The sequence below is a fragment of the Pirellulales bacterium genome, assembly GCA_019694455.1.
Taxonomy (GTDB): Bacteria; Planctomycetota; Planctomycetia; order Pirellulales; family JAEUIK01; genus JAIBBY01.
Genome location: JAIBBY010000020.1, coordinates 15,278 through 38,687 on the forward strand (window position 1 = coordinate 15,278; position 23,410 = coordinate 38,687).

At 64.1% G+C, this 23,410-nt stretch carries 26 protein-coding genes; 9 read left to right on the top strand and 17 right to left on the bottom strand.

What is annotated here, in order from left to right:
• Positions 1 to 250: 250 nt before the first annotated feature.
• Positions 251 to 1,264, top strand: coding sequence for a 3-deoxy-7-phosphoheptulonate synthase (gene aroF / locus K1X71_10045; GenBank protein MBX7073475.1), 1,014 nt, complete (start codon positions 251 to 253; stop codon positions 1,262 to 1,264).
• Positions 1,265 to 1,266: 2 nt separating this feature from the next.
• Here aroF and K1X71_10050 read toward each other — a convergent pair whose 3' ends face one another.
• Positions 1,267 to 1,743, bottom strand: coding sequence for a molybdopterin-dependent oxidoreductase (locus tag K1X71_10050; GenBank protein MBX7073476.1), 477 nt, complete (start codon positions 1,741 to 1,743; stop codon positions 1,267 to 1,269).
• Positions 1,740 to 2,987: a Gfo/Idh/MocA family oxidoreductase gene (locus tag K1X71_10055; protein ID MBX7073477.1), complete on the bottom strand. Its 1,248-nt coding sequence runs from the start codon at positions 2,985 to 2,987 to the stop codon at positions 1,740 to 1,742. Before K1X71_10055 ends, K1X71_10050 begins: the two co-directional genes overlap by 4 nt.
• 159 nt (positions 2,988 to 3,146) lie before the next feature.
• On the opposite strand from K1X71_10055, the gene thyX reads away from it, so the two are divergent.
• Both thyX and K1X71_10065 read left to right on the top strand, forming a co-directional pair.
• Entirely contained in the window at positions 3,147 to 4,073 is a 927-nt protein-coding gene (gene thyX / locus K1X71_10060) for an FAD-dependent thymidylate synthase (GenBank protein ID MBX7073478.1), read from the top strand.
• On the top strand, positions 4,070 to 4,459 hold the full coding sequence (locus tag K1X71_10065; GenBank protein ID MBX7073479.1) for a DUF4440 domain-containing protein: 390 nt from the start codon (positions 4,070 to 4,072) through the stop codon (positions 4,457 to 4,459). Before thyX ends, K1X71_10065 begins: the two co-directional genes overlap by 4 nt.
• A gap of 149 nt (positions 4,460 to 4,608) precedes the next feature.
• Here the strand turns inward: K1X71_10065 and K1X71_10070 are convergent, their stop codons facing one another.
• Together K1X71_10070 and K1X71_10075 are read right to left on the bottom strand one after the other, a co-directional pair.
• Entirely contained in the window at positions 4,609 to 5,280 is a 672-nt protein-coding gene (locus tag K1X71_10070) for an FMN-binding negative transcriptional regulator (protein ID MBX7073480.1), read from the bottom strand.
• Positions 5,281 to 5,313: 33 nt separating this feature from the next.
• Positions 5,314 to 5,817 (bottom strand): transcriptional repressor, encoded by a 504-nt coding sequence (locus K1X71_10075; GenBank protein ID MBX7073481.1) that lies wholly within the window; start codon positions 5,815 to 5,817, stop codon positions 5,314 to 5,316.
• A gap of 218 nt (positions 5,818 to 6,035) precedes the next feature.
• On the opposite strand from K1X71_10075, the gene K1X71_10080 reads away from it, so the two are divergent.
• Together K1X71_10080 and K1X71_10085 are read left to right on the top strand one after the other, a co-directional pair.
• Positions 6,036 to 6,662 (top strand): Holliday junction DNA helicase RuvA, encoded by a 627-nt coding sequence (locus K1X71_10080; GenBank protein ID MBX7073482.1) that lies wholly within the window; start codon positions 6,036 to 6,038, stop codon positions 6,660 to 6,662.
• Between the two features lie 134 nt (positions 6,663 to 6,796).
• Positions 6,797 to 7,345: a hypothetical protein gene (locus K1X71_10085; protein ID MBX7073483.1), complete on the top strand. Its 549-nt coding sequence runs from the start codon at positions 6,797 to 6,799 to the stop codon at positions 7,343 to 7,345.
• Between the two features lie 38 nt (positions 7,346 to 7,383).
• Here K1X71_10085 and K1X71_10090 read toward each other — a convergent pair whose 3' ends face one another.
• Both K1X71_10090 and queC read right to left on the bottom strand, forming a co-directional pair.
• Entirely contained in the window at positions 7,384 to 8,073 is a 690-nt protein-coding gene (locus K1X71_10090) for a 7-carboxy-7-deazaguanine synthase QueE (protein ID MBX7073484.1), read from the bottom strand.
• Positions 8,070 to 8,774, bottom strand: a complete 705-nt coding sequence (gene queC / locus K1X71_10095; GenBank protein MBX7073485.1) for a 7-cyano-7-deazaguanine synthase QueC — start codon at positions 8,772 to 8,774, stop codon at positions 8,070 to 8,072. The genes K1X71_10090 and queC overlap by 4 nt, the downstream gene beginning before the upstream one ends.
• A 17-nt stretch (positions 8,775 to 8,791) precedes the next feature.
• Here queC and queF point away from each other — a divergent pair, with 17 nt between their 5' ends.
• Entirely contained in the window at positions 8,792 to 9,193 is a 402-nt protein-coding gene (queF, locus tag K1X71_10100) for a preQ(1) synthase (GenBank protein MBX7073486.1), read from the top strand.
• Here the strand turns inward: queF and K1X71_10105 are convergent.
• A complete protein-coding gene (locus K1X71_10105) occupies positions 9,178 to 10,578 on the bottom strand; it encodes an aminotransferase class III-fold pyridoxal phosphate-dependent enzyme (protein MBX7073487.1) in 1,401 nt (466 codons plus the stop codon). The genes queF and K1X71_10105 overlap by 16 nt on opposite strands.
• A 59-nt stretch (positions 10,579 to 10,637) precedes the next feature.
• Positions 10,638 to 11,942 (bottom strand): Gfo/Idh/MocA family oxidoreductase, encoded by a 1,305-nt coding sequence (locus K1X71_10110; GenBank protein MBX7073488.1) that lies wholly within the window; start codon positions 11,940 to 11,942, stop codon positions 10,638 to 10,640.
• A gap of 267 nt (positions 11,943 to 12,209) precedes the next feature.
• Between K1X71_10110 and K1X71_10115 the strand changes: the two genes are divergently transcribed.
• The 3 genes from K1X71_10115 to K1X71_10125 all read left to right on the top strand — a co-directional run bounded on the left by K1X71_10115 (position 12,210) and on the right by K1X71_10125 (position 14,975).
• A complete protein-coding gene (locus K1X71_10115; protein MBX7073489.1) occupies positions 12,210 to 12,518 on the top strand; it encodes a hypothetical protein in 309 nt (102 codons plus the stop codon).
• 114 nt (positions 12,519 to 12,632) lie between these two features.
• Positions 12,633 to 13,310 carry a carbonic anhydrase gene (locus K1X71_10120; GenBank protein MBX7073490.1) on the top strand — a complete coding sequence of 226 codons (678 nt, stop codon included), beginning with the start codon at positions 12,633 to 12,635 and terminating at the stop codon, positions 13,308 to 13,310.
• Positions 13,311 to 13,343: 33 nt separating this feature from the next.
• A complete protein-coding gene (locus K1X71_10125) occupies positions 13,344 to 14,975 on the top strand; it encodes a SulP family inorganic anion transporter (protein ID MBX7073491.1) in 1,632 nt (543 codons plus the stop codon).
• Between the two features lie 10 nt (positions 14,976 to 14,985).
• Here K1X71_10125 and K1X71_10130 read toward each other — a convergent pair whose 3' ends face one another.
• The 9 genes from K1X71_10130 to K1X71_10170 all read right to left on the bottom strand — a co-directional run bounded on the left by K1X71_10130 (position 14,986) and on the right by K1X71_10170 (position 23,329).
• Positions 14,986 to 15,957, bottom strand: a complete 972-nt coding sequence (locus K1X71_10130) for a DUF1559 domain-containing protein (protein ID MBX7073492.1) — start codon at positions 15,955 to 15,957, stop codon at positions 14,986 to 14,988.
• Positions 15,954 to 16,379, bottom strand: coding sequence for a hypothetical protein (locus K1X71_10135; GenBank protein ID MBX7073493.1), 426 nt, complete (start codon positions 16,377 to 16,379; stop codon positions 15,954 to 15,956). Before K1X71_10135 ends, K1X71_10130 begins: the two co-directional genes overlap by 4 nt.
• The gene (locus tag K1X71_10140) at positions 16,376 to 16,867 is read right to left on the bottom strand and encodes a hypothetical protein (GenBank protein MBX7073494.1); all 492 of its coding nucleotides are present in this window, start codon (positions 16,865 to 16,867) and stop codon (positions 16,376 to 16,378) included. The genes K1X71_10135 and K1X71_10140 overlap by 4 nt, the downstream gene beginning before the upstream one ends.
• Entirely contained in the window at positions 16,864 to 17,271 is a 408-nt protein-coding gene (locus K1X71_10145; GenBank protein MBX7073495.1) for a hypothetical protein, read from the bottom strand. The genes K1X71_10140 and K1X71_10145 overlap by 4 nt, the downstream gene beginning before the upstream one ends.
• On the bottom strand, positions 17,268 to 18,521 hold the full coding sequence (locus K1X71_10150; protein MBX7073496.1) for a type II secretion system F family protein: 1,254 nt from the start codon (positions 18,519 to 18,521) through the stop codon (positions 17,268 to 17,270). Before K1X71_10150 ends, K1X71_10145 begins: the two co-directional genes overlap by 4 nt.
• A gap of 7 nt (positions 18,522 to 18,528) precedes the next feature.
• A complete protein-coding gene (locus K1X71_10155; GenBank protein ID MBX7073497.1) occupies positions 18,529 to 19,584 on the bottom strand; it encodes a type II secretion system F family protein in 1,056 nt (351 codons plus the stop codon).
• A complete protein-coding gene (locus K1X71_10160; protein ID MBX7073498.1) occupies positions 19,581 to 20,639 on the bottom strand; it encodes a type II secretion system F family protein in 1,059 nt (352 codons plus the stop codon). The genes K1X71_10155 and K1X71_10160 overlap by 4 nt, the downstream gene beginning before the upstream one ends.
• Before the next feature lie 102 nt (positions 20,640 to 20,741).
• Positions 20,742 to 21,935 carry a Flp pilus assembly complex ATPase component TadA gene (gene tadA, locus K1X71_10165; GenBank protein ID MBX7073499.1) on the bottom strand — a complete coding sequence of 398 codons (1,194 nt, stop codon included), beginning with the start codon at positions 21,933 to 21,935 and terminating at the stop codon, positions 20,742 to 20,744.
• A gap of 98 nt (positions 21,936 to 22,033) precedes the next feature.
• Entirely contained in the window at positions 22,034 to 23,329 is a 1,296-nt protein-coding gene (locus tag K1X71_10170; GenBank protein MBX7073500.1) for a Gfo/Idh/MocA family oxidoreductase, read from the bottom strand.
• Positions 23,330 to 23,410 lie beyond the last annotated feature (81 nt).

Below are 23,410 nucleotides of genomic sequence, written 5' to 3' on the forward strand. Positions count from 1 at the left end.
TTCGCGCGGCCGGCGCTTGAACGCGCGCCCGCCGCCGCGCACAATAGGCAACATGTCGAGCGCCACGAATTTCTTCTGGTTTTACTTTTACTTTAGCCCGCTCACGAGCGGGGCCGGAGGAGGTTTGTAACCTCGACAAGACTGCGACTGCACTCCGAACAAGCCCCGCGACCCGCAAAGTCGCTGGGCTTTTTTTGTTGCTCTACATCCGCCGCTAACAGCCAATTTGCCACCGAAAAGGAGACCACCTGTGATCGTTGTCATGAAACCCGGCGCCAGCCGCGAACAGATCGACCATATGGTCGAACGCATTCAAAGCTTGGGGCTCAAGGCCCATGTGATTGTGGGGGTCGAACGCACCGTGATCGCTGCCATTGGCGAAAAACGCAGCGACATGAAAGACTCGCTCGCCACCGGCCCCGGCGTCGCCGACGTTATCCCCATCCTCGCCCCGTACAAAATGGCCAGCTTGGAACTGCGACCCGAGCGCAGCGTCATTCGCGCCGGCAGCCTCACGGTGGGGGGCAAACACATCGGCGTCATCGCCGGTCCCTGCTCTGTGGAGAGCGAAGAACAAATCCTCACCGCGGCCCGCGCGGTCAAGGCGGCGGGCGCCACGGCGCTGCGCGGCGGCGCCTTCAAGCCGCGCACCAGCCCCTACAGCTTCCAGGGGCTCAAGGAAGAAGGGCTCAAACTGCTGGCCGCCGCCCGCGACGAAACTGGCCTGGCGATCGTCACCGAGGTCATGGCCACCGAAGATGTCGATCTAGTCTCACGCTACGCCGATGTGCTGCAGATCGGCGCGCGCAATATGCAAAACTATCGCTTGTTGGAAGCGGCCGGCAAATCGCCGGCGCCGGTGCTGCTCAAACGCGGCCCCAGCGCCACGATGGAAGAATTGCTGCTCGCCGCCGAATACATTCTGGACGCCGGCAACCCCAACGTGATGCTCTGCGAACGCGGCATTCGCACCTTCGAGTCGCACACCCGTTTCACCTTGCCGCTGGCCACCGTGCCGTACCTCCGCGCCAAAACGCACCTGCCGGTGGTCGTCGATCCCAGCCATGGCACCGGCCACACGTATCTGGTGGCCGATATGGCCCTGGCCAGCGTTGCCGCCGGCGCCGACGGCCTGATCCTCGAAGTGCATCCCGAGCCAGAACGCGCCATGTCCGACGGCTATCAGTCGCTCAATTTCCCGCAGTTCAAAGAGGTCGTCGAGCGATGCCGTCGTGTGGCCCAAGCCGTGGATCGCGAAATGTGACGCTACTTCGCCTTGCGAGCGTGCAACTCGGCGTGCGCTTTGTCGTCGACCGGTCGGTTGTCATAGCCGCGCGTGGCAGTTAGTTCAATGCGATCGACGTACTTGACGTTCGCGCATTCGTCGACCTCCGCGCACTGGCAAACTGCCGCTTCCGGAACCAAAAAACGGATCGGGCCTCCCGATTTCTCCGGCAACGATTGGCCGTCAAGCCGATAGACCAACAAACCCGCCACGCGCACTGCCGAGAGCGGGACGCTGGCATGGAAATCGTCTCGCGTGGCGTGCAGTGTCAGATACGAGGCCGACGGCTTGGCGCCTGCCAAAATCATCAGCGCCTCCAGCGGGACCGCGTCTCCCTTTCGGCCAGCGACCACGCGGCCCACATCGGGAAATTGTTCGGGGATCGCGGCCAGATCCTCAAAGTTGAGCGTCAGGGGGCGCTGCACTTCGCCATCGACTCGCAAAAGCACCTGCGTCATGTGCGCTGTCCTTCCTGTTTGACTAGATCGGTCCAACGGGCCGCCCGCTCGCTGCGCAGCGAATGATTCGCCAGGTGTGGCGCCCAGACCGCCGCCACCCCCGCCTCGGCCGGCGCGATCGGCCGTTGCCGGCTGCGCACGCAATCGAGCCAGTTCGTCAGGTGCAGCAGTTCGCCATCGGGGTTGGCGTAAAAATCTTGCCCTTTGCCGCCATCGCCCAGCACCAACTCGGCGGGCTGAGTTTTACTCTTTCGTTCCGGAATGAGCTCAAAGCGGCCGCGATCGACGTAGAGCGTCGCTTCGCTCCCCATGAACTCGATCATGGCGCCGTTTCGCGCGTTGGCGAACGTGGCCTCAAAAGTCACTTGCAGTTTCTTGTCGGGGTAGTGAACCAATGTCTGCGCGCTGTCGGGCGTTTCCCACAGGCCGCCGTCGTTCACATGATCTCCCAAGCTGGCGGCCAGCGCCGGCTGTTCCAGATTCAAGCACCAGTTGATGATGTCTTGCTGGTGCGTCATCAGATCGGTGAACACGCCGCCCCCAAAATCCCAAAACCACCGCCATTGCCGAAATCGATACGGATCGAACGGCTGCTGACGCGCGCTGCCCAGAAAGGACTGCCAATCGACCGTCTTGGGATCGATGTCGATGCGTCCCTGTTGCGCTCGCGGGGTATTGCGGTTCCAGGTGGAGCGCACTTTGTGAATCTCGCCCAACCGACCCGCCTGGATGATCTCGCGCGCCTGCTGATACTGCGGCATGCTCCGCTGCTGCATGCCGACTTGCACGATGCGCTGGTGGCGATTCTGCGCCTCGATCACCGCCGCGCCCTCGCTCACGTCGTGCGTGAGTGGCTTTTCGACATACACGTCTTTGCCCGCCGCGCAGGCTGCCACCGTGATTGGCGCGTGCCAATGGTCGGGCGTGGCGATCAGCACGGCGTCGATGTCTTTGTGGTCAAGTAGCGCGCGATATTCCTTGGTGACGAAACCCGAGTCGCCAACCGCCCGCCGGCCAGCCTCCAGATGTTCGTCGAACACGTCGCAAACCGCGACGGGCGTCGCGCCCGGAATCTTAACAAGCGCCCGCAGTAGTTGCCGGCAACGGCCGCCAAACCCAATCAGGCCGATCCGCACGGCGTCGTTCGCGGCATAGCCGCGCGCCGATTCCACCGCGGAATGGGCGATGGCGCCCGCCAAACCAGCAGCCAGAAATTCTCGTCGATCGAGCGCGCGCACTATCATGCGGTGAGGCCTCCCAAGTCGTCACACGTGTCTGCGCTTGAGCATAACCGATGGGCCGGTCGAAGTAATCCCGCCCGCTGACTGGTAGCCGCCATCGGCGGGTGTCGCGGCCAAGGCCGAAACGCTAAAATCCGCAATCGCCCAGGGAGGAGAAAGATTGTGGATACCGAAACTCAACGTGCCGAACTCATCGCCTCGTTGCGCTGGAAGAAGATTCGCGTTCTCGACGATGGATTCGTCGCGCTGGTCGATGTCATGGGAGACGATCGCGCCGTGGTCGACGCAGCGCGGGTCAGCTATGGCGCCGGCACGCGCAAGGTTTCGGACGATCGCGGCCTCATCCGCTATCTCTTGCGCCATCGGCACACCACCCCCTTTGAAATGGCCGAAATCAAGCTGCTGGTGCGCGTGCCGATGGACACATGGCGACAGTGGATCCGCCACCGCTCGGCCAGCGTGAACGAATACTCCACCCGCTACTCCATTGCGATCGACGCCGCCCAGCACACCCCGGCCGACGAGTGGCGCTTTCAATCCGCCTCCAATCGGCAGGGGAGCGAGGGGTTCATGCCCGCCGAGGTCGGCCGGCAGCTTTCCGACGCCGAGCGCGATTTTCAGGCCACCGCCCGACGCGTGTACGAAGAACGCCTTGAGGCGGGCGTGGCCCGCGAGCAGGCCCGCAAGGATTTGCCGCTTGCCACTTACACCGAGGCGTACTGGAAGATCGACCTGCACAATCTGCTGCACTTTCTTTCGCTGCGGATGGATTCGCACGCGCAATGGGAGATTCGTCAATACGCCTGCGCCATTGGCGAGCAGATCGTGGCGCCGCTCTTTCCGCTCGTGTGGGAGGCTTTTGTCGACTACCGCATGAACGGCCTGTTTCTCACTCGGCTCGATCAAGAGGTTGTCGCGCGCCTCGTGCGGCGATTGCGCGCCGAGCAGCGCGTGGCCGCGACGGAAGAAGATTTTCTGGCCGTGCAGGACGAATCGTGGCGCGCGCACGCCAAGAACCGAGAACGCGATGAATGCCGCGCCAAGCTTGCGCGATTGGGACTCTTGGAAGCCATTGAGGAGGACGAATGACCGCCGAAGCCACCCTGATGAACCTCACCCACGCGCTGCTCGACTCGATCACCGCTGGCGACTGGACCACTTACTCCAAGTTGTGCGATCCGGGGCTCACCTGCTTCGAACCCGAAGCCAATGGCCACCTGGTCGAGGGGATGCCGTTTCACCAGTTCTATTTCGATCTCGGCGCCTCGCGCGGACCCAAGAACATCACCCTCGCCGCGCCCCAGGTGCGCATCATGGGAGACGCCGCGCTAGTCACCTACACCCGGCTCATTCAGCAACTCGACGGCAATGGCCAACCGGTCACGCTGGCCTACAACGAAACCCGCATCTGGCACAATCAAAATGGCGAATGGAAGCACGTTCACTTCCATCGCAGCAGCCCCAGCGGCGACTGACAGCCTGGGGAAGAAAACCGTCGTGGCATTCTTCCCTCTCGCCGCGAGCGCAGCTACGCTGCCGCGGCACGCAACATCACGACCCATGTCGCGATCTTGCGAATTGCTGCCTGCAATTCGCGCAGCCCGGCGAATAGACTCCCGGTCTGCTAACCGTTGGCGTGGGTCTGCCACTGACGCATCGCCTCGGCGACCGCTCGCGAATTCTCATCCCCCAGCGACTCTAGCGCCGCGCGCACCCGCTGCTGCCGATCGGGCGGTTGATTCTGGCTCAGTTTCCACTTCGCCTCTACCCGGCTGATTTCCAATCGCAGTCCAACAATTTGCGCGGCCAATTTTTTGGCAAACTCGGTTCCGGCATCAAACTGCCAGCCGTCGGCGCCCTCGTACTGTAGGACAGCATCACCAACAATCGACAGTAATTCGTCTGGGTTGTGCAGCCAGGTGATGCGGCCATAGACATGCGCCGCCAGATAGTTCCAAGTCGGCACCACCGCCTCGGCCTTGTACCAGGCGGGAGAAATGTAGGCGTGCGGGCCGGCGAAGATCGCCAGCGCTTCTTGCCCCTCCGAATCGCGCCACTGCGGGTTCGCCCGGGCAAGATGCCCAACCAAGGCCCCTTGTTCACCCCAGGTGGAATCGAGCGCCAGCGGCAAATGAGTGGCGAACGGCGCGCCAGCCGAGGTGGTGACCAGTGTGGCAAAGCTGTGCTGGGCCAGAAACGATTCGATCGTTGGCCGATCGCATTGCGCGAAAGAACCTGGCACATACATGGCGGTTTCACCGGCAGGGTAGGGGAGGAGGGCAGGCAATTGAGACACGCCGCCGCGCCATCCGGTTCGTTCGCGCCGGCGCTAAATCAGGTCGACCTTGCGCGGGGCCCGCTTCTTTCGGCCGCAATCGCCGCAAACACCGGTCACCAGCACACGATGGCCCAAGAATCGAAATCCATGTTCGCGGGCGGCGGCCTCGGCGATGTCGTGGATTTCCTCACTGTGAAACTCGACCAGCTTTTCGCACTCTTGGCAGTACAGGTGATCGTGCTGCGGATAACCGTAGTCGTGCTCGTAGACCGCTCTGCCGGCCAGGCTCATCTTGCGCAAGAGGCCCGCGTCGACCAATTCGGTCAAGGTGCGATAGACGGTGGGTCGGCTAACCCGTTTGACCCCTAGCGTTCGCTGCAGGATGAGCAGCAAGTCGTCGGCGTCGAAATGATCGTGGCTGGCGAAGATCTGCTCCACGATCATTCGCCGCTGCTTGGTGGTCCGCTTGCCACGGCTCTGCAAATACTCCTCGAAGCGCTCCGAGGGAGACAGGGCCACGCGGACTTCTTCGAGGGCGAAATGACTCACCGCCATATTGAGACGTTTGCGGTCGTTCGTCGCCGCGCCTAAGTGCTTTGTGGAAAGTAAGAAGTATCAAACTTCCAAACTAATAATGATTCTACTTTGTGGTCATGATTGGACAAGTGCCGCCCCCTGTGCCCGCGACGCAACCTGTTATGATTGCAGCCGTTTACCGCCACGGCGATGCCTCAGCGCCGCGCAATGATTCCGTCAGCAATGGATGCAAATTTGTGATTACCAAGATCTCTGGCCGACTGGCCGATCTCTCGGACGAGGTGGCCACGCTCGCCATTGGCGCCTTTGAATATGAGGTGCTGATCCCCGAGTTCACCCGCCGCCACCTGCAGCAAGAAGTCGGCCGCGACGTCAGCCTGCACACGATCGAGTATCTCGACGGCAATCCCATGCAGGGGCGCGTGGTGCCGCGGATGATCGGCTTTCTCAGCGAAGCCGAACGCGATTTCTTCGAGTTGTTCTGCTCAGTCGATGGCGTGGGCGTGAAAAAAGCGCTCCGCGCCATGGTCCGACCGGTGCGCGAAGTGGCCGAGGCCATCGAAGAGCAGGATGTGAAGGGGCTATCGGCCTTGCCGGGCGTGGGACCAGCCACCGCCGAGCGCATCGTCGCCAAGCTCCGTCGCAAGGTTCCCAAGTTCGCTTTGATGGCCGCGCGCGAGACGCCGCACGAGGCCGACGTGCAGCACGATGTGGTTGCGGAGACGTTTAACGTGTTGCGGCAACTCGGCCATTCCGATTCCGACGCGCGCCGCCTGCTCGATAAGGCCTTGGCCGCCAAGAAAAAGTACAAGGATGTGCAGGACTTGTTGCAGGCCATCTATCAGCAAACCCATCAAGACTGAGCGGTGCCGCCGGGCTGACGATGCGAAACGCCTCCCCATTTGCTACACTTTGCCGCACGGACGCCCGCTGGGGCCGTTCCCGCGGCCGATCCGTTGTCAGGTCTTCGTAACGCTGTTCGCAGAGGTATCTGATCGTGACCAACAAACTGCTCGTCTTCGCGTTCATTGGCCTGACCTTCTTTTGTTGGGGCGCCTACGGCCCCGTGTTGCACCGCGGTCAGATGGCGATGGGACACAGCCGCTATCGTCCGCTCATCTGCGTTGGTCTGGCTTATTTCGCCATCGCCGTGATTGTGCCGATTGTGATGCTCAATCTGTACGGCGAAAAAGGAACCTGGAACGCCGCGGGCATCATCTGGAGTCTGGCGGGAGGCAGCCTCGGCGCGATCGGGGCGCTGGGCATCATCTTGGCCTTCACCTATGGCGGCAAGCCGTCGTATGTCATGCCGCTGGTGTTTGGCTTTGCCCCGATCATCAACGCCTTCTTCACCATTGGCATCAATCGCGCTTATCGCGAGATGAGCCCCACGCTGCTCGGCGGCATGATGGCCGGCATCATCATGGTGGCTATTGGCGGCTTTCTGGTCCTCTTCTGCGCCAACCGCGCGCAGACGCCGCACGCGCCGCCGGCGCAACAGAGTCACGCCGGTTATGGCGGTGGCGGCGGCGATCTGTCGTCGTAGCAGCGCGGAACGGAAATCGCGGTGACAGCCACGCTCGCTCAGGTGCCGCGCGCCAGGCCATACCATTCGATCTGCCGCCGCGGACAATAGCGGTATCCCCGATCCTGGCAATACCGCTCAATCCACTCGCTGCGCGAGGCCAACTCTTCGGCGGTCGTGCCCTGCGGCATGAGCAGCACCCGGTCGCGATCAAATTCTCCCAGTTCGTTGAGATACGCCTCGACCCGCTCCAAATCGTCGCGCGTGTCGATGACGAACTTGAGCTGATGCGGATAGTCGCGCATCAATCGCGCGATCACCGCCGGCGCGTGCCGCCGCGTCTCGTGCAGGGCGTGCCAGCGTGGATGCTCTTCCGCGCTCGGCGCCGAACCTGCCAGTTTGGGGCTGATCGACATCAAGTCGCACGCCACCGGCTGGTCTTGGGTGCCGGCCGTCTCGATCGTGATGTGCCAGCCCGCTTGGCGCAACTCATGCGTCAACGGCGCGATGGCGTCGAAGATCATCGGCTCTCCACCGGTCAGCACCACATGCCGGCAGGCGTCGAATTGACGGACGCCATCCACAATCTCGGCCACGCTCATTTCCGCGCCCTCGGGCCGCCAAGAGGCGTAGGGCGTGTCGCAAAACCAGCAGCGCAAGTTGCAGCCGCTCAAGCGAACAAAGACGCTCTCTTGGCCCGTGAGCAGCCCTTCCCCTTGACGAGAATGAAAGATCTCGGCGATCTTCACGGCGCGCTCGGCACGGATTGATACTCGATCGGATCGGTCAGCCCCGCGTCGGCGAACCCCTTGAGCCGCAGTCGGCAAGCATCGCACTGTCCGCACGAGCGACCCCTGGCGTCGGGATCGTAGCAGGTGAACGTCAGCGAGTAATCGACCCCCAGCGATGCGCCGCGGCGAATGATCTCGGCCTTGGTCAATTCGATCAGCGGCGCGTGAATTCGAAACGGCGCGCTCCCCTCGACCCCTGCCTTGGTCGCCAGGTTCGCCAGCCGCTCGAACGCCTCGATAAACGCGGGTCGACAATCGGGATAGCCGCTGTAGTCCACCGCGTTCACTCCCACAAACAGGTCGGCCGCTCCGCACGTCTCCGCCAATCCCAAGGCCAGCGAAAGCAAAATCGTGTTCCGCGCCGGCACATAGGTGATTGGGATGCCGCTCGACATTTCGGCCTCGCTGCGCCCCTTGGGCACCGCGATCTCAGCCGTCAACGCGCTGGCCCCAAACGCGCGCAGATCGAGTCGCTCGATCAAGTGCCGCTGCACCCCCAGCGCCTGCGCCACTCGCCGCGCGGCCTCCAGTTCAAACTGGTGTCGTTGACCATAGTCGACCGACAACGCGACCAGCGCATAGCCTTCCGCCTTGGCAATGGCGCCGGTGGTGGCCGAATCGAGCCCGCCAGACAGTAATAGGACCGCCCTTTTCGTCATGAACCCATGATGACACAATGATTTCTGAAGCAAAAGGACGCCTGCCGGAGACGCTTGCCTTGGCCAAAAACTATCGGGCGATGCTGGAAACTTTCGACAATCAGTTTCCAGGCCGCGACTACACCATTGAGATCACCTGCCCCGAATTCACGTCGGTGTGCCCCAAGACCGGTCAGCCCGACTTTGGTACGCTCACTTTCACCTACATCCCCGACAAGAAGTGCGTGGAGCTCAAGAGCCTCAAGCTCTATTTGCAGCAGTTTCGCAACGACGGCATCTTTTACGAGAACGTCACCAATTCCATTCTCGATGATCTCGTCGCCGCGCTCGCCCCGCGCGAGTTGACGCTGGTGGCCGCCTTCACCCCGCGTGGCGGCATCTCCACGCGTGTGGTCGCGCGCCATCAGGCGTCGCGGTAGCGCCGCGCCACCTCGCCAAACAACTGGTGCATCACGTCCAGATACAGCCGCGCGTCGTCCAATTCCATCACCAGCGGCGGGCTGATGCGAATCACCTTGCCCGCCAGCGGGCCCAATAGATGAATCGCGCGCCCCGTCTGGTCGCCGTGATAACACGCCTCGACGCAGGCCCGGGCCACCTCTTCCGCCGATCGCCCGCCGACCGCCGCGCACTCGACGCCCCACACCACCCCTTCGCCGCGCACGCGAGCCACGCTATCCAGTTCGGTGAGCCGCGCGAGACCCTGTTCCAGCACCTGCGATAGCGCTCGCCCATGGGCCAGCACGTCGGTCTGTTCGTACTCGTCTAGGGTGGCCAGCACCGCGGCGCTCGCCAACGGGTTGGCGCTCCAGGTGTCGGACGCGGCCCCGTAGTGCATCGTGGTGAACAACTCGGCCGGGCCGACCGCCGCGCTCACCGGCACGCCGTTGCCTAGCCCCTTGCCCAGCACCACCACATCGGGCGAAACGCCATAGTCGACAAAGGCGAACGCCGATCCGGTGCGGCCAAAGTTGGCCTGCACTTCGTCGAGAATGAACACGATGTCGTGCGCTTCACAGAAATGATCGAGCAGTTGCAGATATTCCTTTTGCGGATGGTACGATCCTCCGCCCCCCAGATACGGCTCGGTGATGAGCGCGCAGATGCGGCCGCCAAGCTCCTTGCCGATTTGTTCCAACTCGTTCGCATACGGCGTCAGATCGATTGGCTTTTTGCGCGCCGCCAGATCGGCGCATTCTTCGCGCGGAAAGCCAATGAATCGCACCCGCGCGTCGCGCTCTGGATCGGTCTCGCAGCCCGTCACCGCCCCCGCCAAACCCTTCTTGCCGTGAAATCCGCCGCGCGTCGCCAGGATCATGTCCGATCCCTGGCGCCGTCCAAGCGCCGCCCACAGCGCCTTCTGGATCGCTTCGCTGCCACTGGCCGCCCACAACACCTGTTCCAATCGCTCGCTGCCGGGTTGTTTCTGCAAGAACGCCACCAATCGTTCGGTGGCCACCGTTTCGATCTCGGTCACGGCGTTGTACGCGTTGAGCGTGACCGCCTGAAAAAAGTCGCCCGTTTGCGGCATCCGGTCCAGCGCCAGGTAGCTCATCACGCGCCGCCACCAGCGGGTGGGATTATGCCCTAAATTCGCCACCAACACGCCCGACGTGAAGTCGGCCAGCTTGCGACCCTCGGGGGTCCAGTGGTAGCAACCCGCGCTCTTGGCGATGACCGCCAACGTGGGCGTAAAGGTTCGCAGCGAACGCGGTTCAACGGCGGCCAAGCGGCGACGAATTTCGTTGGAGCGCGTTTCCCCCGCATGTTCGATGGTGGCGTGCTTTTCGGTGGCTGGTGTCATCTATCCTTGGTGGGTTGGAGTGAAATCGAAGTACGGAGGTAGCACGATGCGAGTTGGCGCTAAACGCGGCCAGGGTACAGCACTTCGGGCTTTTCGCGTCCTGGCGTAAACAGGACCAGCCCTCCGGCCGCGTGGTTCACATAAGCCACCGCGTTCGGTTCGCCAGCGGCATGCCGCGCCAAGATCGCTTCCATCGCCTGCACGGCTGCCACGGTCTGCCGGTCGGCGCTCAGGTCGTTGTAGTCGAGCTTTCGCGCGGCGGCCAGCCGCGCATCGCGCTCGCCGCGGGCGCCGCCAAATTCCACCGTCGCCACCTCGCGCGCGAACCGCTCTAGCACTTCAATGCCGTAGCCGCGCTGCGCCCGCGCTCCCCACGGTTCGACGAATGTGCCGTTGTAATGGTTGTTCATCGTGATCTTGATCTCGCCGGGCGTGACTCCCTCGATGGTGCACTCGATTCCGCGCTTGCGACTGTGACCGTTCCACACCCCGTTGTCGAAGCGAAACTGCACCTCTTGCTCGACATACCCCGGAAAATTGTCTGGCGTGACCCAACTGGTGTGGATGTCAAAGGCCGCTTCGCGCGGCGGCTTGCCAGGCGGACCATATTCGTAAATCAGCCGAAGCTGAGTCGAATCCCACGTTGGCCCATCGGCCGGTCCCACCAATCCCCGCTGCCCGGTGCAGGCAACCGATTTCAAGCGACCGCCAAACGTGAAGTCGATCAGCTTGATGTAATGCACCGCCACGTACGTGCCCGGGTTGCGGCCAACGATCCACTCCGCGAACTGCGAGCCCGAGATCTGCTTGGGCTCGAGCAGCGAGCAGTACCCGTTGTTCACATGCGTCAACCGATCGTCCACCACCAAGGTGCGCAATTTTTTGTGATCGGGGTCGAGCAGCTTGTGATACACCACCTTGGCCAGCACGCGCTTCTCGCGCGCCAACCGCTCCAGTTCGTCCAACTCCGCCAATGACAACACCGATGGCTTCTCGACCAGCAGGTGCTTGCCAGCCGACAGCACCGCCTTGGAGATTTCAAAATGCCGTTGATCCGGCGTCGCCACGCAAACCAGGTCGACGTTGCCCGCCGCCAACCGTCCGCCGGCGTCGTCGCCAGTCAGGTTTTCGAACTGGGCCAATTCTGGCGGGGCGCCGCGGCGAAAAGCCTCGGCCCGAGCGCCGGTTCGCGTGGCGACCGCGGCCAGGTCCACTCGGCAGGCCCCAAAGGCGGGGTCGTAGATGCCAGCCAGCGCCGACTGCGTGAAAAACGGTCGATAGGTCTCGTCAAAGATCATCCCCAGCCCAACCATGCCGGCGCGCAAGCGATGAACAGGACAGTTTTGCGATGAGAAGTCGTTCATGAAGAACAATCGTAGCGATTGCCGCCTCATCATTCGAGCGACACCCCACGCGGCATTTGCCGCCAATGGCGCAGCTAGCGAGTCGCCAATCGCCCAATTCGCCAATTTGGTGTGAAGTGCATTCGCTTCGTAACCGAAAAAAGTGGTGAAATGCGCAATTGCCCGCTGGGGGAGCGGCTGTCTAAAATTGGCGGTCGTAGGGTCTTCAGGGTAGGCTTTTGTTGGATGTTGAATCTCTCCGCAACTTGCTCGCGTCTGCGTAACGCCGTGGCTGTCGCCAGCCGCATCGGCGTCTTCGTGTCGTGCTTTGTTGCGATCGGCCTGCCCACCAATCTCCAGGGCCCGCTCGGCCGCTACGCTGGCAGCCAGGCCGAGGAAGAGCAGCGCTCCGAGGTGGAAGAGGCTGTGTGCGTCGTCCGCAGCCTGCTCTCGCAGCGCTCTTGCGCCATCCCCAATCCGGTGGCGTCGGTCCGCGTGGCGCCACAGGCCCGCGGCATGCGTCGCGGAGCGACTCGCGTCGCCAGCACGCTGATTCCCGACAATCTCAACGGGTGCGGCGCCACACTGCGCTGTTAGCCCTCCTCTCGCCAGACTCGATTGTCTCGCGCCATACGCCGCCGTGCTGTCTTGGCGCGATTTGGGTCACTTCCTGACGGCTGCTGTCGTCACTGCTGCGAGAGGAAATCCTTCATGCGCCAACTGCTGCGCGGTATTCATCGCTTTCAAAATAACGCCTTTCTCGCCCGCCGCGAACTCTTTGCCGACCTGGCCAAGGGCCAGCGTCCTCAAGCGGTCTTTGTCACCTGCTGCGACTCCCGCATCGACCCCACGCTCATCACGCAAACCGAGCCGGGCGATCTGTTCGTGATCCGCAATATTGGCAACATCGTTCCGGCCTACCATCCGGCCATCACCGGCGACAGCGTGGCCGCCGCCCTGGAATACGCCGTCGGCGTGCTCGGCATTCGCGATTTGATCATCTGTGGACATTCGCACTGTGGCGCCGTGCGGGCGCTGCTCGATCCGGCGCAGGCAGACAAGCTGCCAAGCGTGCGCGATTGGCTGGGCCACGCAGAAGCCACCAAGCGCATCATGCGCGAAAACTACAGTCATCTGTCGGGCGAGGCGCTGTTGAACGTCGCCGTGCAAGAGAACGTGCTGGTGCAACTCGAGCACTTGCGCTCCCATCCCGCATTGGTCGCCGCCATCGCGCGCGGAGAACTGAACCTGCACGGTTGGGTGTACAAGATCGAGACCGGCGACATCTTTGCTTACGACGCCGCCGGCGAGCAGTTCTTGCCGATTGGCGAAACCGCCGTAGCCGAACGGGTCGTGGCCGAACGGGCCGTGACCGCCGACGCCATCTAAGCCAACTCATTTCAGCCCAGAAAGTCGATGAATATGCACAGCACAAATCAAAGATCCCCACTCCTGAGTTGGCGACAAACGCTCGGCAGCGATCTTCTGGCGTCGGTCGTCGTGACGCTCGTCGCTTTGCCGCTCTGCATGGGCATTGCGCTCGCCGTCGGCGCGCCCATGTCAGCCGGCCTAGTGGCTGGCGTGATCGGCGGCATCGTGGTCGGCGCGATCGGCGGCGCCCCCTTGCAGGTCAGCGGCCCCGCCGCCGGCCTGATCGTCATCGTGATCGAAGTGCTCGCCCGCTACGGCACGGTCGACGGCCAATTCAGTTTGCAGCGCGGCATGCTCGCGCTGTCGGTGGCTGTCACGCTGGCGGGTCTCATGCAACTTGCCGCCGGTTGGTTGCGGCTGGGACAATGGTTTCGCGCCGTGTCCCCAGCCGTAATCGACGGCATGCTGGCCGGCATCGGCATTCTGATCGTCGCCACGCAAATCCATCTCATGGTCGACGACCCCACCAAACGCGCCCACGGACTCGATTACCTGCTCTCGATTCCGCAAGCGATCGAAAAAGGGCTGTATCCGCTCGACGATTCGCAGCATCACCGCGCCGCGCGGATCGGCGTCATCACCATTGGCGTCATCCTGCTGTGGTCGCGCCTGCCCTGGAAGAAGCTCCGCTATCTGCCGGCGCCGCTGGTGGCAGTGGCCACCGCCGCGGCCATCGCCAATTGGGGCGGCTGGAAAATCAGCTACGTGCAGTTTCATGGCGGTTTGGCCGAAGGCCTCACGCTGCTCAATCCCTTGGCGGCGCCTCAAGTTTTGGACTACTCGCTGTTGCTGACCAGCGTTGCCATCGCCTTTGTCGCCAGCGCCGAGACGTTGCTCTGCGCCACGGCCGTCGATCAATTGCACACCGGGCCGCGCACTCGCTACGATCGCGAACTGGCCGCCCAAGGGGTCGGCAACTTCTTGTCCGGGCTATTGGGCGGCCTGCCGATCACCGGCGTTATTGTGCGCAGCGCCACCAACGTGCAGGCTGGCGCCAAGACGCGGCTATCCGCCATGCTGCATGGCGTCTGGCTGTTGCTCTTGGTCGCCGCGTTTCCTGGACTTTTGGAACTGGTGCCGCAGGCCGCTCTGGCCGCAGTGCTGGTCTATACCGGCGTGCGACTCGTCAATCTCCACGCGATCACCGGTCTCTGGAAGCAAGGCCGCGCCGAGGTGCTCATTTATCTCGCCACGGTCGCGGGCATCGTGATCGAAGACCTGCTCACCGGCGTGGCGATTGGCGTGGTGCTGTCCGCCATCCGCATCTTGTGGATTGTCACGCGTATGCAAATCAAGGTGCGGCACGACAATTCCAACCAGCGCATCGAAGTCGGCATCCGTGGCAACGCCACCTTTTTGCGGTTGCCACGCCTGGCCGGCGCGCTCGAAAACATCGAGCCCGGAACGACCGTCACGGTCAATCTCGAACGGCTCTCCTATGTCGATCACGCCTGCGCCCAACTCTTGGAGAGCTGGGCCGTGCAGCACGAAGCGGCGGGCGGACACGTCGAAATCAACTATCAAACCTTGGAAATCAAACTCCGCGGCAAAAAGCAGGCCGACTCCGATTCGGTCGCAATCGAGCGCCCCGCGCCTCGCGTGCGCGCGGTGGCCAGTCATTGAACTCGGGCGGTCATCGAATCCCCGGCGGCAACCCGCCGTCGGCCCGATGACCCAGTTGTTGCAACACGGGCAGCGAAATCGAGTCGCTCAGGAAATACACCGACCCATCCCCCCACGCGATGTTGGCGCCCCCCGGGTGCTGACTGCCGAAGCCACCCACATACAGTGGGTTGTTGTAAGGCGGTCCCCCCGCCGGGGCTGCGCCGCTCCCGTCACCATCGCCTTCTCCCTCTGCTTCCTCCGGCGCTGCGTTCACGCCACTTACCGCCGGACCCAAACTAAAGGCCGAACCCGCGGGCTCTTGCACCGGCGTGCCGTTAATCGCCGTGCCGGTGTTGCGCAGTGTGGCCCGCGTGCCCGACATCCAACCCAAGTCTTTGGCGTCCGCGCGCTTTTCCCCCACGAAGATCGTGTGCGACAGCCCATCGGTCACTTCGGCCAGCCGCACATGGCTGTTCAGGAACAACACGCCGTTGTTGTTCACGTCGATCGGCGCCTCGATATCGTGATGACAGCCGGCGTAACTGCTGATCCCACGCCCCAAATCCGATTGGTTGCGCCGCTCCGAGGGGCAGTTCAGCACCGGCAGCGTCAGGCTCGCCACGTGGTCGTTTTTTTTGTGGTACACGCTGGCCGCGAAGTCGACATGCGCGAACACGTTTCGCTCGTCAAGCTGCGGCAAGATCTGCACGATCCAACCCATGTGATACCCGGTGGCCACGCTTTGAATCGGCCCCTGCGGCTCAATCGTGCCCGGCGGCAACATCTCAAACGTCGCTTCGTAATTCGCCAGTCCGATCGAGACTTGCATCAGGTTATTCGCGCAGGAGACGCGCCGCGCCGCCTCGCGCGCCGCGTTCACCGCTGGCAACAACATTGCGATCAAGATGCCGATGATCGCCATCACCACCAGCAACTCCACCAGCGTGAAACCGCCGTCGGTAGATCGGCGGCCAGGCGATGCCGTGTAACTGCGAGTCATTGCGATGCCTCCTCGCTGTCAGGAATCTGATAAATAAGCGTTTGCTGGCGGACCGCCGACCGGTCCCCCTCCGCCGGAAAAATCGCGCGCGCCCGCACGCGCCGCGCTGTTGGTTGTTCCGCGATCGGTTCGACGACAATCTCCACGCGCGCCCCGTCAGCCTGCCCCAATTCATTGGCGCCGATGTCCCATGTCTCGCCGCTGTAGGCCGGATCGCGCGCGAGCATGCTGATTGCCCGCTGGCAGGCCGAGTAGGCCAGCCACTCGGCCTGACTGCGTCGCGCGGCTTCGCGAGCGGCGCTGCGATCGATGGCCACGGCCCGCACCAGCGCCGCTGATAGGAGCATCACGACCGCCAGCGCCAACAGCACGATCAACGTCATCGCGCCGCGCCGGTTGCGTGTTGTATGACTGCTCGTCATGGCTTGGCCTTGCGGTCAGAGCGTAGCACGGCCACCGCGCGCAGCGTGGGCGCGTCGGCCGCCGCTGGCATTGCCAGTTCACCCGGCGGCGCCACGGTCAATTGCGCCCATCGGCCGGCCTCGTCGCTGAATAGCTCAAACCTTGCTTCCGCGCCGCGCGGCAACCGAAACGACTCGCGCGCGATCGTGGCGCCGGCTTGCTGCTCCTCGCGCTCGAGCCGGTCCTGCGTGGCGCGATATTCGATCTGCCGGTCGGCCAACGTCAGCATCAGCCCGCCCGTCTGCTCGCTGGCTTCACTCGCCGCGTGCGCATCGGTCCGAAATTGCGATTCCAGCCGATCGAGCGTGCGCATACCATCGATTCGCTCCCGCGCGCCGCTGGTCCCCCGTAGCACAAGCGCGATCGCCATGGCGGTCAAACCGGTGAGGATGCTGCCAACCGCCATGGTGGCGATCATCTCAATGAGCGATGTGCCAGTGCGCTTCATGGCGAGGGGGCTCCAATCCGTGTCCACGCCGTCAGCGCCACCTGTCGCTCGTTGCCGCGCGGCGTTTTCCAAATCACCGTGGCCGTCAGCCGCGCCAGTCCCTCTTGATCGTCGCGCGCCAGCCGCGCCGCTGCGCCGGCCAGCCCGGCGCGGGCAACGGTTGGCGCCTCGGCCAGCGGCAAGCCCGCCGCCAATCGCGCTGTGGCCAATTCCAGTAGATTGCTCGCCTCCTGGCGCGCGATCTGCTCCTGCCGCGACAGCCGAGCTTCCACCGACCACAGCCGGGCGCATTGCGTGGCCAGCGCCAGCGCCGCGCCGGCGATCACCACCGCCGCGCCGACTTCCAGCATCATATAGCCTCGGCGCCGCGCTGCGCGGTTCGTGTTGCGACCAACTGCAATCATGGAACCAAACTCTCAATCAACTTGATCAGCGGCAAGTAACAGGCCAGCGCGATGATCGCCACCAGCACCCCAAACAGCACCACGACCAGCGGTACCAGCACCTGCCCAAGCGACTGCAATCGGTAGCCCATGCGCCGCTCGGAGCTATCGGCCAAGGCGCGTAGCGCCCACGGCAGATTGCCCGCTCGCTCGGCAGCCATCAACAACTGTCCGTCGCGCAGACTGAACAGGCGATGCCGCGCGAGGCTATCTCCCAATGGCGATCCCGCCGCCAGCGATTGCGCGGCCGCGCGCAAGCGGCGCCGTGCCCAAGGTGGCCGAGTCGCCGCCACGGTCTCCAGGCAGATCGGCAATGGTCGCTGGCTTTCGGCCGCCAGCGCTAGTTGCCTTAAGAGCACGCCGCGCGATCCACCTGTCCCAAGCGTCAAGAGCGTAGCCGGCCACGGCGCCCAGCCGATGTAGGCAACCACGGAATACAGAAACACCAGCGCGCAGATCACCAGCACCTGGCTGATCGTCATCTGAATCCAAACATTGCCGCTCCAATCGATCATCCGCTGTGCGATCAGCGGCATTTCAATGCCAAAATCAGCGAAAATCAGCTCAAACTTCGGCAACAGGAATCGCACAAACCCGCCGGTCACATTGACCAACAGCAGCGAGCTCCAAAACAACCAGAGGATTCGGCTAGTCAGCGGCGCCCACAGCGGCGCGGCTTGTGTCCGTTGCTGCGCCGCCTCGCGCAGCGCCCTTCCCATCTGGCCCGTCTCCCGTCCAATCCGCGCTGCGGCGACAGCCTCTTGCGGCACCAGCCTTGGCGTTTTGACTAGCGCCTCCGGCAGGTCCACTCCCCGCTCCAACAAGCCGACCAACGCCACCAGTCTGGCCCGGGTTTGGCCGCGCGTCTCCGTCGCCAGCGCGCGGAGCACTCGTTCCAGCGGCATCCGCTTTTCCACCGTGGTGGCGATGACGTTCAATACCATGTCGCGCCGCGCTCGGCCCACGCGGTTGGCGACCATCATCAGCACCGCGAAGCTGCACATCCACAACAAGATCGAGCCAGCCACCTGCAGCGTGCTCGCCAGAATGGTGACCGCCGCCGAGGCGATCAGCGTCCACCCCGCCACCCGCATCAGAAATCCCATCAGGCTGACCGGCTCGCCGCGCCGCTGCAACAGTCGCGCCGCGACCAGCAGCGCCGCGCCAAAAATTACGATCCCGGCAATGCTTTTGACAATCGATTCCGCCATGCTGATCCTACGACAACGCTTCGATAAGCCAATACAACGGCATCACCGTCGCCGTCAAAATCACCACTACGCACCACACCACCATCAAGAAGGCGATCGCCGGCAACACCACCTCCACCAGCGATACCTGCCGTCGTGCCCGCGTCTCGAACAGATCGGCCGCTGCCCGCAGCGATTCGGACAGTTGTCGCTCGCTTTCTCCCCAGCCGACCATCGGCGCCAGGCTCGCCGGAAAGGCCGGCTCCGTGGCGAGCGCGGCCGACAGGGGCTGCCCGGTTTCCACCACGTCGGCCGCCCGCAGGCTGGCCGCGCCCAATTCCACGTCGAGCGCCGCTTGCCCGGCGGTGCGCAAGGCCTCGTCGAGCCGTGTCCTGGCGTCGATCAGCACCGACATCAGCCGCGACCAGCCCGCCAAAGTTCTAAAACGCCATAATCCGCCAAACAGCGGCGTCCGTTTGTAGAGTCGATGCTTCGTCTCGTCCGGCAGTATCCAGCGCCAAATGGCGGCGCCCGCTACAGCGGAGACGAACGCGGCGACTGCAATTTGCCACACATGCCTGCCGGCCAGCACGAACAATTGAGTTGCCAGCGGAACCTCCACGTCGAAGTCCTGAAAAAACGCGTCGTTCGGTTGGGCAAACACGCTGAGAAACAAGAAGATCACAATCGTCAATAGCGTTAAGACGCAGGCCGGGTAAAACACGGCCAGCCGCGCCTCACGTCCCAGTTGGTCCAGCCGCCGCTCATAGTCGAGGTAACCTAACCATGCTTGCGCGTCGCCGCGGCGCGCGGTCTCGATCAGCGCCGCTCGCAGCGGTCTTGGCACGCCGCGTTCGGCAGCGAGCGCGTCGTCCAGCGCCGCGCCGCGCTGCACGCGATCGGCCACCCGCGCCAGCGCGCCCGCCAATCGAGGCCGCGCCGATTCTTCTGCCATCGCGTGGAGCGCGCCAACCAGCGGCAGCACGCCCCCCACCAGCGCGGTCAACTGCCCGCCCAACAGTTTTTCCTCGCTGCCAGTTAACGAGGCGTCGCCGTTTGTCGCCGATCGATTGTGCTCGGTCATTGCGACACCGCGCTTCCCAACTGGCGCAGCAACGTGGCCCAGGGATAGAACAGCGTCACTCCGCAGATCATGGTAGCGGTCCCGCCCACAACGAATACCAGCGTCACCGGCAGCGTGGCGCGCAGCCGATTCGCGCGCCAGCGCGCCCGATCGCGATAGGTTTCGCTCACCTGCGCCAGCGCGGTCGCCAGCGCCGGCCCGCTGGCCGCCACCAGCGCGAATCGCAGCGCCGCCGGCAACCGCGAAGCGCCGGCCGCCTGAGGCAACGGCTCGCCGCGCTCCACCGAGTCGGCGAGCGCTCGCGCCGCCCGGCCCGCGTTGCCCTGGGTCGATTCGCCACTCAGCCGTAGCGCGTCGGGCAGCGGCACGCGCTGCTCGATCAGCAGGCCCAACAGCCCGGCCAAGCCGGCGGTCTCGGCATCGACCATCAAGCGCCTGTAGGGACGCCAGGCCGTAGCCTCGTCTCGCGTCCGCGCTGGGCGCAGCAGCCAGCGCGTGACGACCGCCGCCGCGATCGCAAACACTAGCGCCGCCAACGGCCAAACCCACACCGGCCACTGCGCCAGCCCCAGCAACAAGTTCGTTCCGCGCGTGCCGCTGGCGCGCAGTTCATAAAAACCTTCGCGAATCGGATTCAGCACCCCCACCGCAAACAGCGCCATGACCGCCGCCGCCGCTGCCAGCACCACCAGCGGATAAATCCAGGCGTATACGCTGATCCGCTTGAGTTCGGCCTGCAACAGCGCCAAGTTGGCCAACTCCTCTAATGCTGCCGGCAACCGTCCCGCGCGCTGGCCCGCCGCCACCACCGCTCTTAAGAGCGGCGCCAGTGGCCCGCCGATCGAGGTCACCGCGGCTTCCAGCGGTTCTCCGCGCGCCAGTCGATCGGCCACCAGCCGCAGCCCACGCCCCGTCAAGCGCGGCATCTCCGTCGCGCCGTCGGCCAGGCCGGTGTCGAGCGGCAATCCGGCCCGCACCATCGCCGCCATTTCGTCGCATAGCGCCGCCAACTGCTCTGGCGTCGCTGCGACCGTCTCTTGGCCTGTACCTGCCATTTACTGGCCTCAAATGCGCTGCACATGTGCGCCGCCTCACTGCGAGCGCCCGCGCGCACAGTAAAGCGTTCTGCGCGCACTGTAAAGCGATTTGCGCGCAAGTTATCGCGAAAAACCAAAAACTCGCCGCGCCTCGGCCGCGCTGGTCCATCCCGCGGCAATTGCCTGCCGCGCCCGCTCCCAGCGGCTGGTCATGCCGGCCGCCACAGCCCGCGCCTCCAGCACCCGCGCCTCCTGGCGGTCGAGGACCGCGCGGCTCACGTCGTCGGCCTCCACGGTCAACAGTTCGACAATCGGCAGCCGCCCCCGGTATCCGCTGCCGTGGCACCGCTCGCAGCCACGGGCGACCCTCACCGGCGAGACCTCAAAACCGAGTCGATCAGCGGCGTCCACGCTCTCGCCTGCGCACTCGCACAGCCGGCGCAACAGCCGCAGATGCAACACCCCCAGTACCCCGCTGCGCAACAAATACGGCTCGATCCCCATGTCCGCAAGACGACTGATCGCCGCCGCCGCGCTGGCCGCGTGGAACGTGCTGATCACCAGATGCCCGGTCAGCGCCGCCTGAAACACCGTCTCCGCCGTGCCGCGATCGCGCACCTCGCTCACCAAGATCACCTCGGGATCTTGGCGCAACAGATACTTGAGCCCGGTCGCCAGATCGAAGCCGGCCGCCTCGTTCACTTGCGACTGGGCCACGCCCGCCAGTTCCACCTCGATCGGGTCTTCGAGCGAGGCGATCGCCCGCTGCGGCGCTCGGCGGGCGATCTCGCGCAGCGCGGCGTAGGCGGTCGTCGTCTTGCCGGCCCCCGCCGGCCCGGTGAGCAGCAGGGCGCCGCTCGTTTCGGCCAGCAGTTCGCCCAGTCGCGCCGTCACATCGGCCGGAAATTGCAACTCGTCGAGGTATTGAAACTGTCCGCCGGCCGGAAACAGCCGCACCACACCCTTCTCGCCATGCAAGGTTGGCAGCGTGCTCAAGCGCATCTCGACCGTGGCGTCGCGCCAGCGGATGCGCCCCTCTTGCGGCGTGTCGGTGTGATACGTCAACAAGCCCGCCAGCACCTTGAGCCGCGCGATGATGTTTGGCGCCACCGCGCGCGGCAGGGTCGCCACGTCGTGCAGCACGCCATCCACCCGCCAGCGCCATTCCAGCCCCGCCAGCGTTGGGCGCAAATGCAAATCGGTGGCGCCGGCCGCCAACCCGGCGTCGAGGATGATCTCCACTGCGCGCACAGCATAGTTGGCGTCGGTCGGATCTAGCTGTGCCAGCCGCTCGCTGGTCATGTCGCGCGACATGATGCGTTAACCACGGAGGTAAATAAAAAGACGCCGGCTCGCTCAACGAACGAACCGGCGTCAATCTTACTTGCCGCGACGGGCAAACGCTCGCGCGATCAAACCACCTTGGTCTGGCCCGGCACCGCCACCGCCGGCACGGGCGGACTGGCATTGAACGCGTACTCCGCCGGCGCCAGCGAAATTTGGCTGTTCAGCGCGTCTTCCCAGCGCAGCATTTTGCCGGAGTAGGTGCACATGCGACCCAAGATCGCGGTCATGGTGCTCATGGCGCCCATCTCGCCTTCGTTCAACGGCGCGCCGGCGCGAATACTGGCGAACAGGTCGTCGTGCTCCGTCTGATAGGGGTTGTGCCCCTCGCCGCGGTAGCGCCACGGCTTTTCGTCCTTGGTCTTGATCACGCCCGCGCTGATGTCGGCGGTTCCCTTGGTGCCATGCACATGCTCGGTCACCGAGTCCCAACAGCCGGGGATGTGGCGGCAGTAGCTGAACATGCGGCTGCCGTCGTCGTATTCAAACTCCACGGCGTGATGATCGTAGATCTCGCCGAAGTCGGCGCCGGTCCGCACCTGCCGGCCCCCCATCCCTTGGGCCCGCACCGGGTATTTGCCCTTGAGCCAGTTGATGACGTCCATGTTGTGGATGTGCTGCTCCACGATATGGTCGCCGCACAGCCAGTTGAAGTAGTACCAGTTGCGCATCTGGTACTCCATCTCGGTCTGCTCCGGCTTGCGCGGATGCACCCACAACCCGGCGCCGTTCCAATAAACGCGGGCGGCGACCATGTCGCCAATCGCCCCGTCCTGCAAGCGCTTGATCGTTTCGATGTAGCTGTTCTGGTGATGGCGTTGCAGGCCCACGCCGACGCCCAGGTTCTTCTCCTTGGCCTTGCGCGTCGCTTCCAGCACGGCGCGAACGCCCGGCGCGTCGACCGCCACCGGCTTCTCCATGAAGACGTGCTTGCCGGCGTCGATCGCGGCCGCGAAGTGAATCGGCCGAAAACCGGGCGGAGTGGCCAACACCACCAGATCGACCCCGGAATCGAGCACCTGCTTGTAGGCGTCGAAGCCAGTGAAACGGCGATCTTGCGGCACTTCGATCCGCCCCTTCAGCGCCTCGTCTTTGTTCAGTTCGTTGAGGCTGCTTTCCAGGCGATCGGCGAAGGCGTCCCCCATCGCCACCAGCTTGACGTCGCCGGCGGTGTGCAGCGCCTGCGAGGCGGCGCCGGTGCCGCGTCCGCCGCAACCGATCAGGCCGATCTTGATCTGGTCGGCGCCGGCGGCGTGCGCGCTGCGCGCGATCGAAAGCGAACCGGCGGCGACCGCCGCGGCGGCCACGCTAGATGTTTTGAGAAAGTCGCGGCGATGGGCCGAGCTATCGGCTGGAGAACTCATACGGTGACTCCGCACAGGGTTGCTGTTAGGTAGGCCAGACAACGAGCCACGCTTCCGCCGCGCCCGCCGCCCAAGAGAGCA

Bases quoted from the DNA above. Each gene is read 5' to 3' on its own strand.
- K1X71_10050 (MBX7073476.1), bottom strand. From the start codon at position 1,743: ATGACGCAGGTGCTTTTGCGAGTCGATGGCGAAGTGCAGCGCCCCCTG.
- K1X71_10055 (MBX7073477.1), bottom strand. From the start codon at position 2,987: ATGATAGTGCGCGCGCTCGATCGACGAGAATTTCTGGCTGCTGGTTTG.
- K1X71_10065 (MBX7073479.1), top strand. From the start codon at position 4,070: ATGACCGCCGAAGCCACCCTGATGAACCTCACCCACGCGCTGCTCGAC.
- K1X71_10075 (MBX7073481.1), bottom strand. From the start codon at position 5,817: ATGGCGGTGAGTCATTTCGCCCTCGAAGAAGTCCGCGTGGCCCTGTCT.
- queC (MBX7073485.1), bottom strand. From the start codon at position 8,774: ATGACGAAAAGGGCGGTCCTATTACTGTCTGGCGGGCTCGATTCGGCC.
- queF (MBX7073486.1), top strand. From the start codon at position 8,792: ATGATTTCTGAAGCAAAAGGACGCCTGCCGGAGACGCTTGCCTTGGCC.
- K1X71_10105 (MBX7073487.1), bottom strand. From the start codon at position 10,578: ATGACACCAGCCACCGAAAAGCACGCCACCATCGAACATGCGGGGGAA.
- K1X71_10110 (MBX7073488.1), bottom strand. From the start codon at position 11,942: ATGAACGACTTCTCATCGCAAAACTGTCCTGTTCATCGCTTGCGCGCC.
- K1X71_10120 (MBX7073490.1), top strand. From the start codon at position 12,633: ATGCGCCAACTGCTGCGCGGTATTCATCGCTTTCAAAATAACGCCTTT.
- K1X71_10125 (MBX7073491.1), top strand. From the start codon at position 13,344: ATGCACAGCACAAATCAAAGATCCCCACTCCTGAGTTGGCGACAAACG.
- K1X71_10130 (MBX7073492.1), bottom strand. From the start codon at position 15,957: ATGACTCGCAGTTACACGGCATCGCCTGGCCGCCGATCTACCGACGGC.
- K1X71_10135 (MBX7073493.1), bottom strand. From the start codon at position 16,379: ATGACGAGCAGTCATACAACACGCAACCGGCGCGGCGCGATGACGTTG.
- K1X71_10140 (MBX7073494.1), bottom strand. From the start codon at position 16,867: ATGAAGCGCACTGGCACATCGCTCATTGAGATGATCGCCACCATGGCG.
- K1X71_10145 (MBX7073495.1), bottom strand. From the start codon at position 17,271: ATGATTGCAGTTGGTCGCAACACGAACCGCGCAGCGCGGCGCCGAGGC.
- K1X71_10150 (MBX7073496.1), bottom strand. From the start codon at position 18,521: ATGGCGGAATCGATTGTCAAAAGCATTGCCGGGATCGTAATTTTTGGC.
- K1X71_10155 (MBX7073497.1), bottom strand. From the start codon at position 19,584: ATGACCGAGCACAATCGATCGGCGACAAACGGCGACGCCTCGTTAACT.
- K1X71_10160 (MBX7073498.1), bottom strand. From the start codon at position 20,639: ATGGCAGGTACAGGCCAAGAGACGGTCGCAGCGACGCCAGAGCAGTTG.
- tadA (MBX7073499.1), bottom strand. From the start codon at position 21,935: ATGTCGCGCGACATGACCAGCGAGCGGCTGGCACAGCTAGATCCGACC.
- K1X71_10170 (MBX7073500.1), bottom strand. From the start codon at position 23,329: ATGAGTTCTCCAGCCGATAGCTCGGCCCATCGCCGCGACTTTCTCAAA.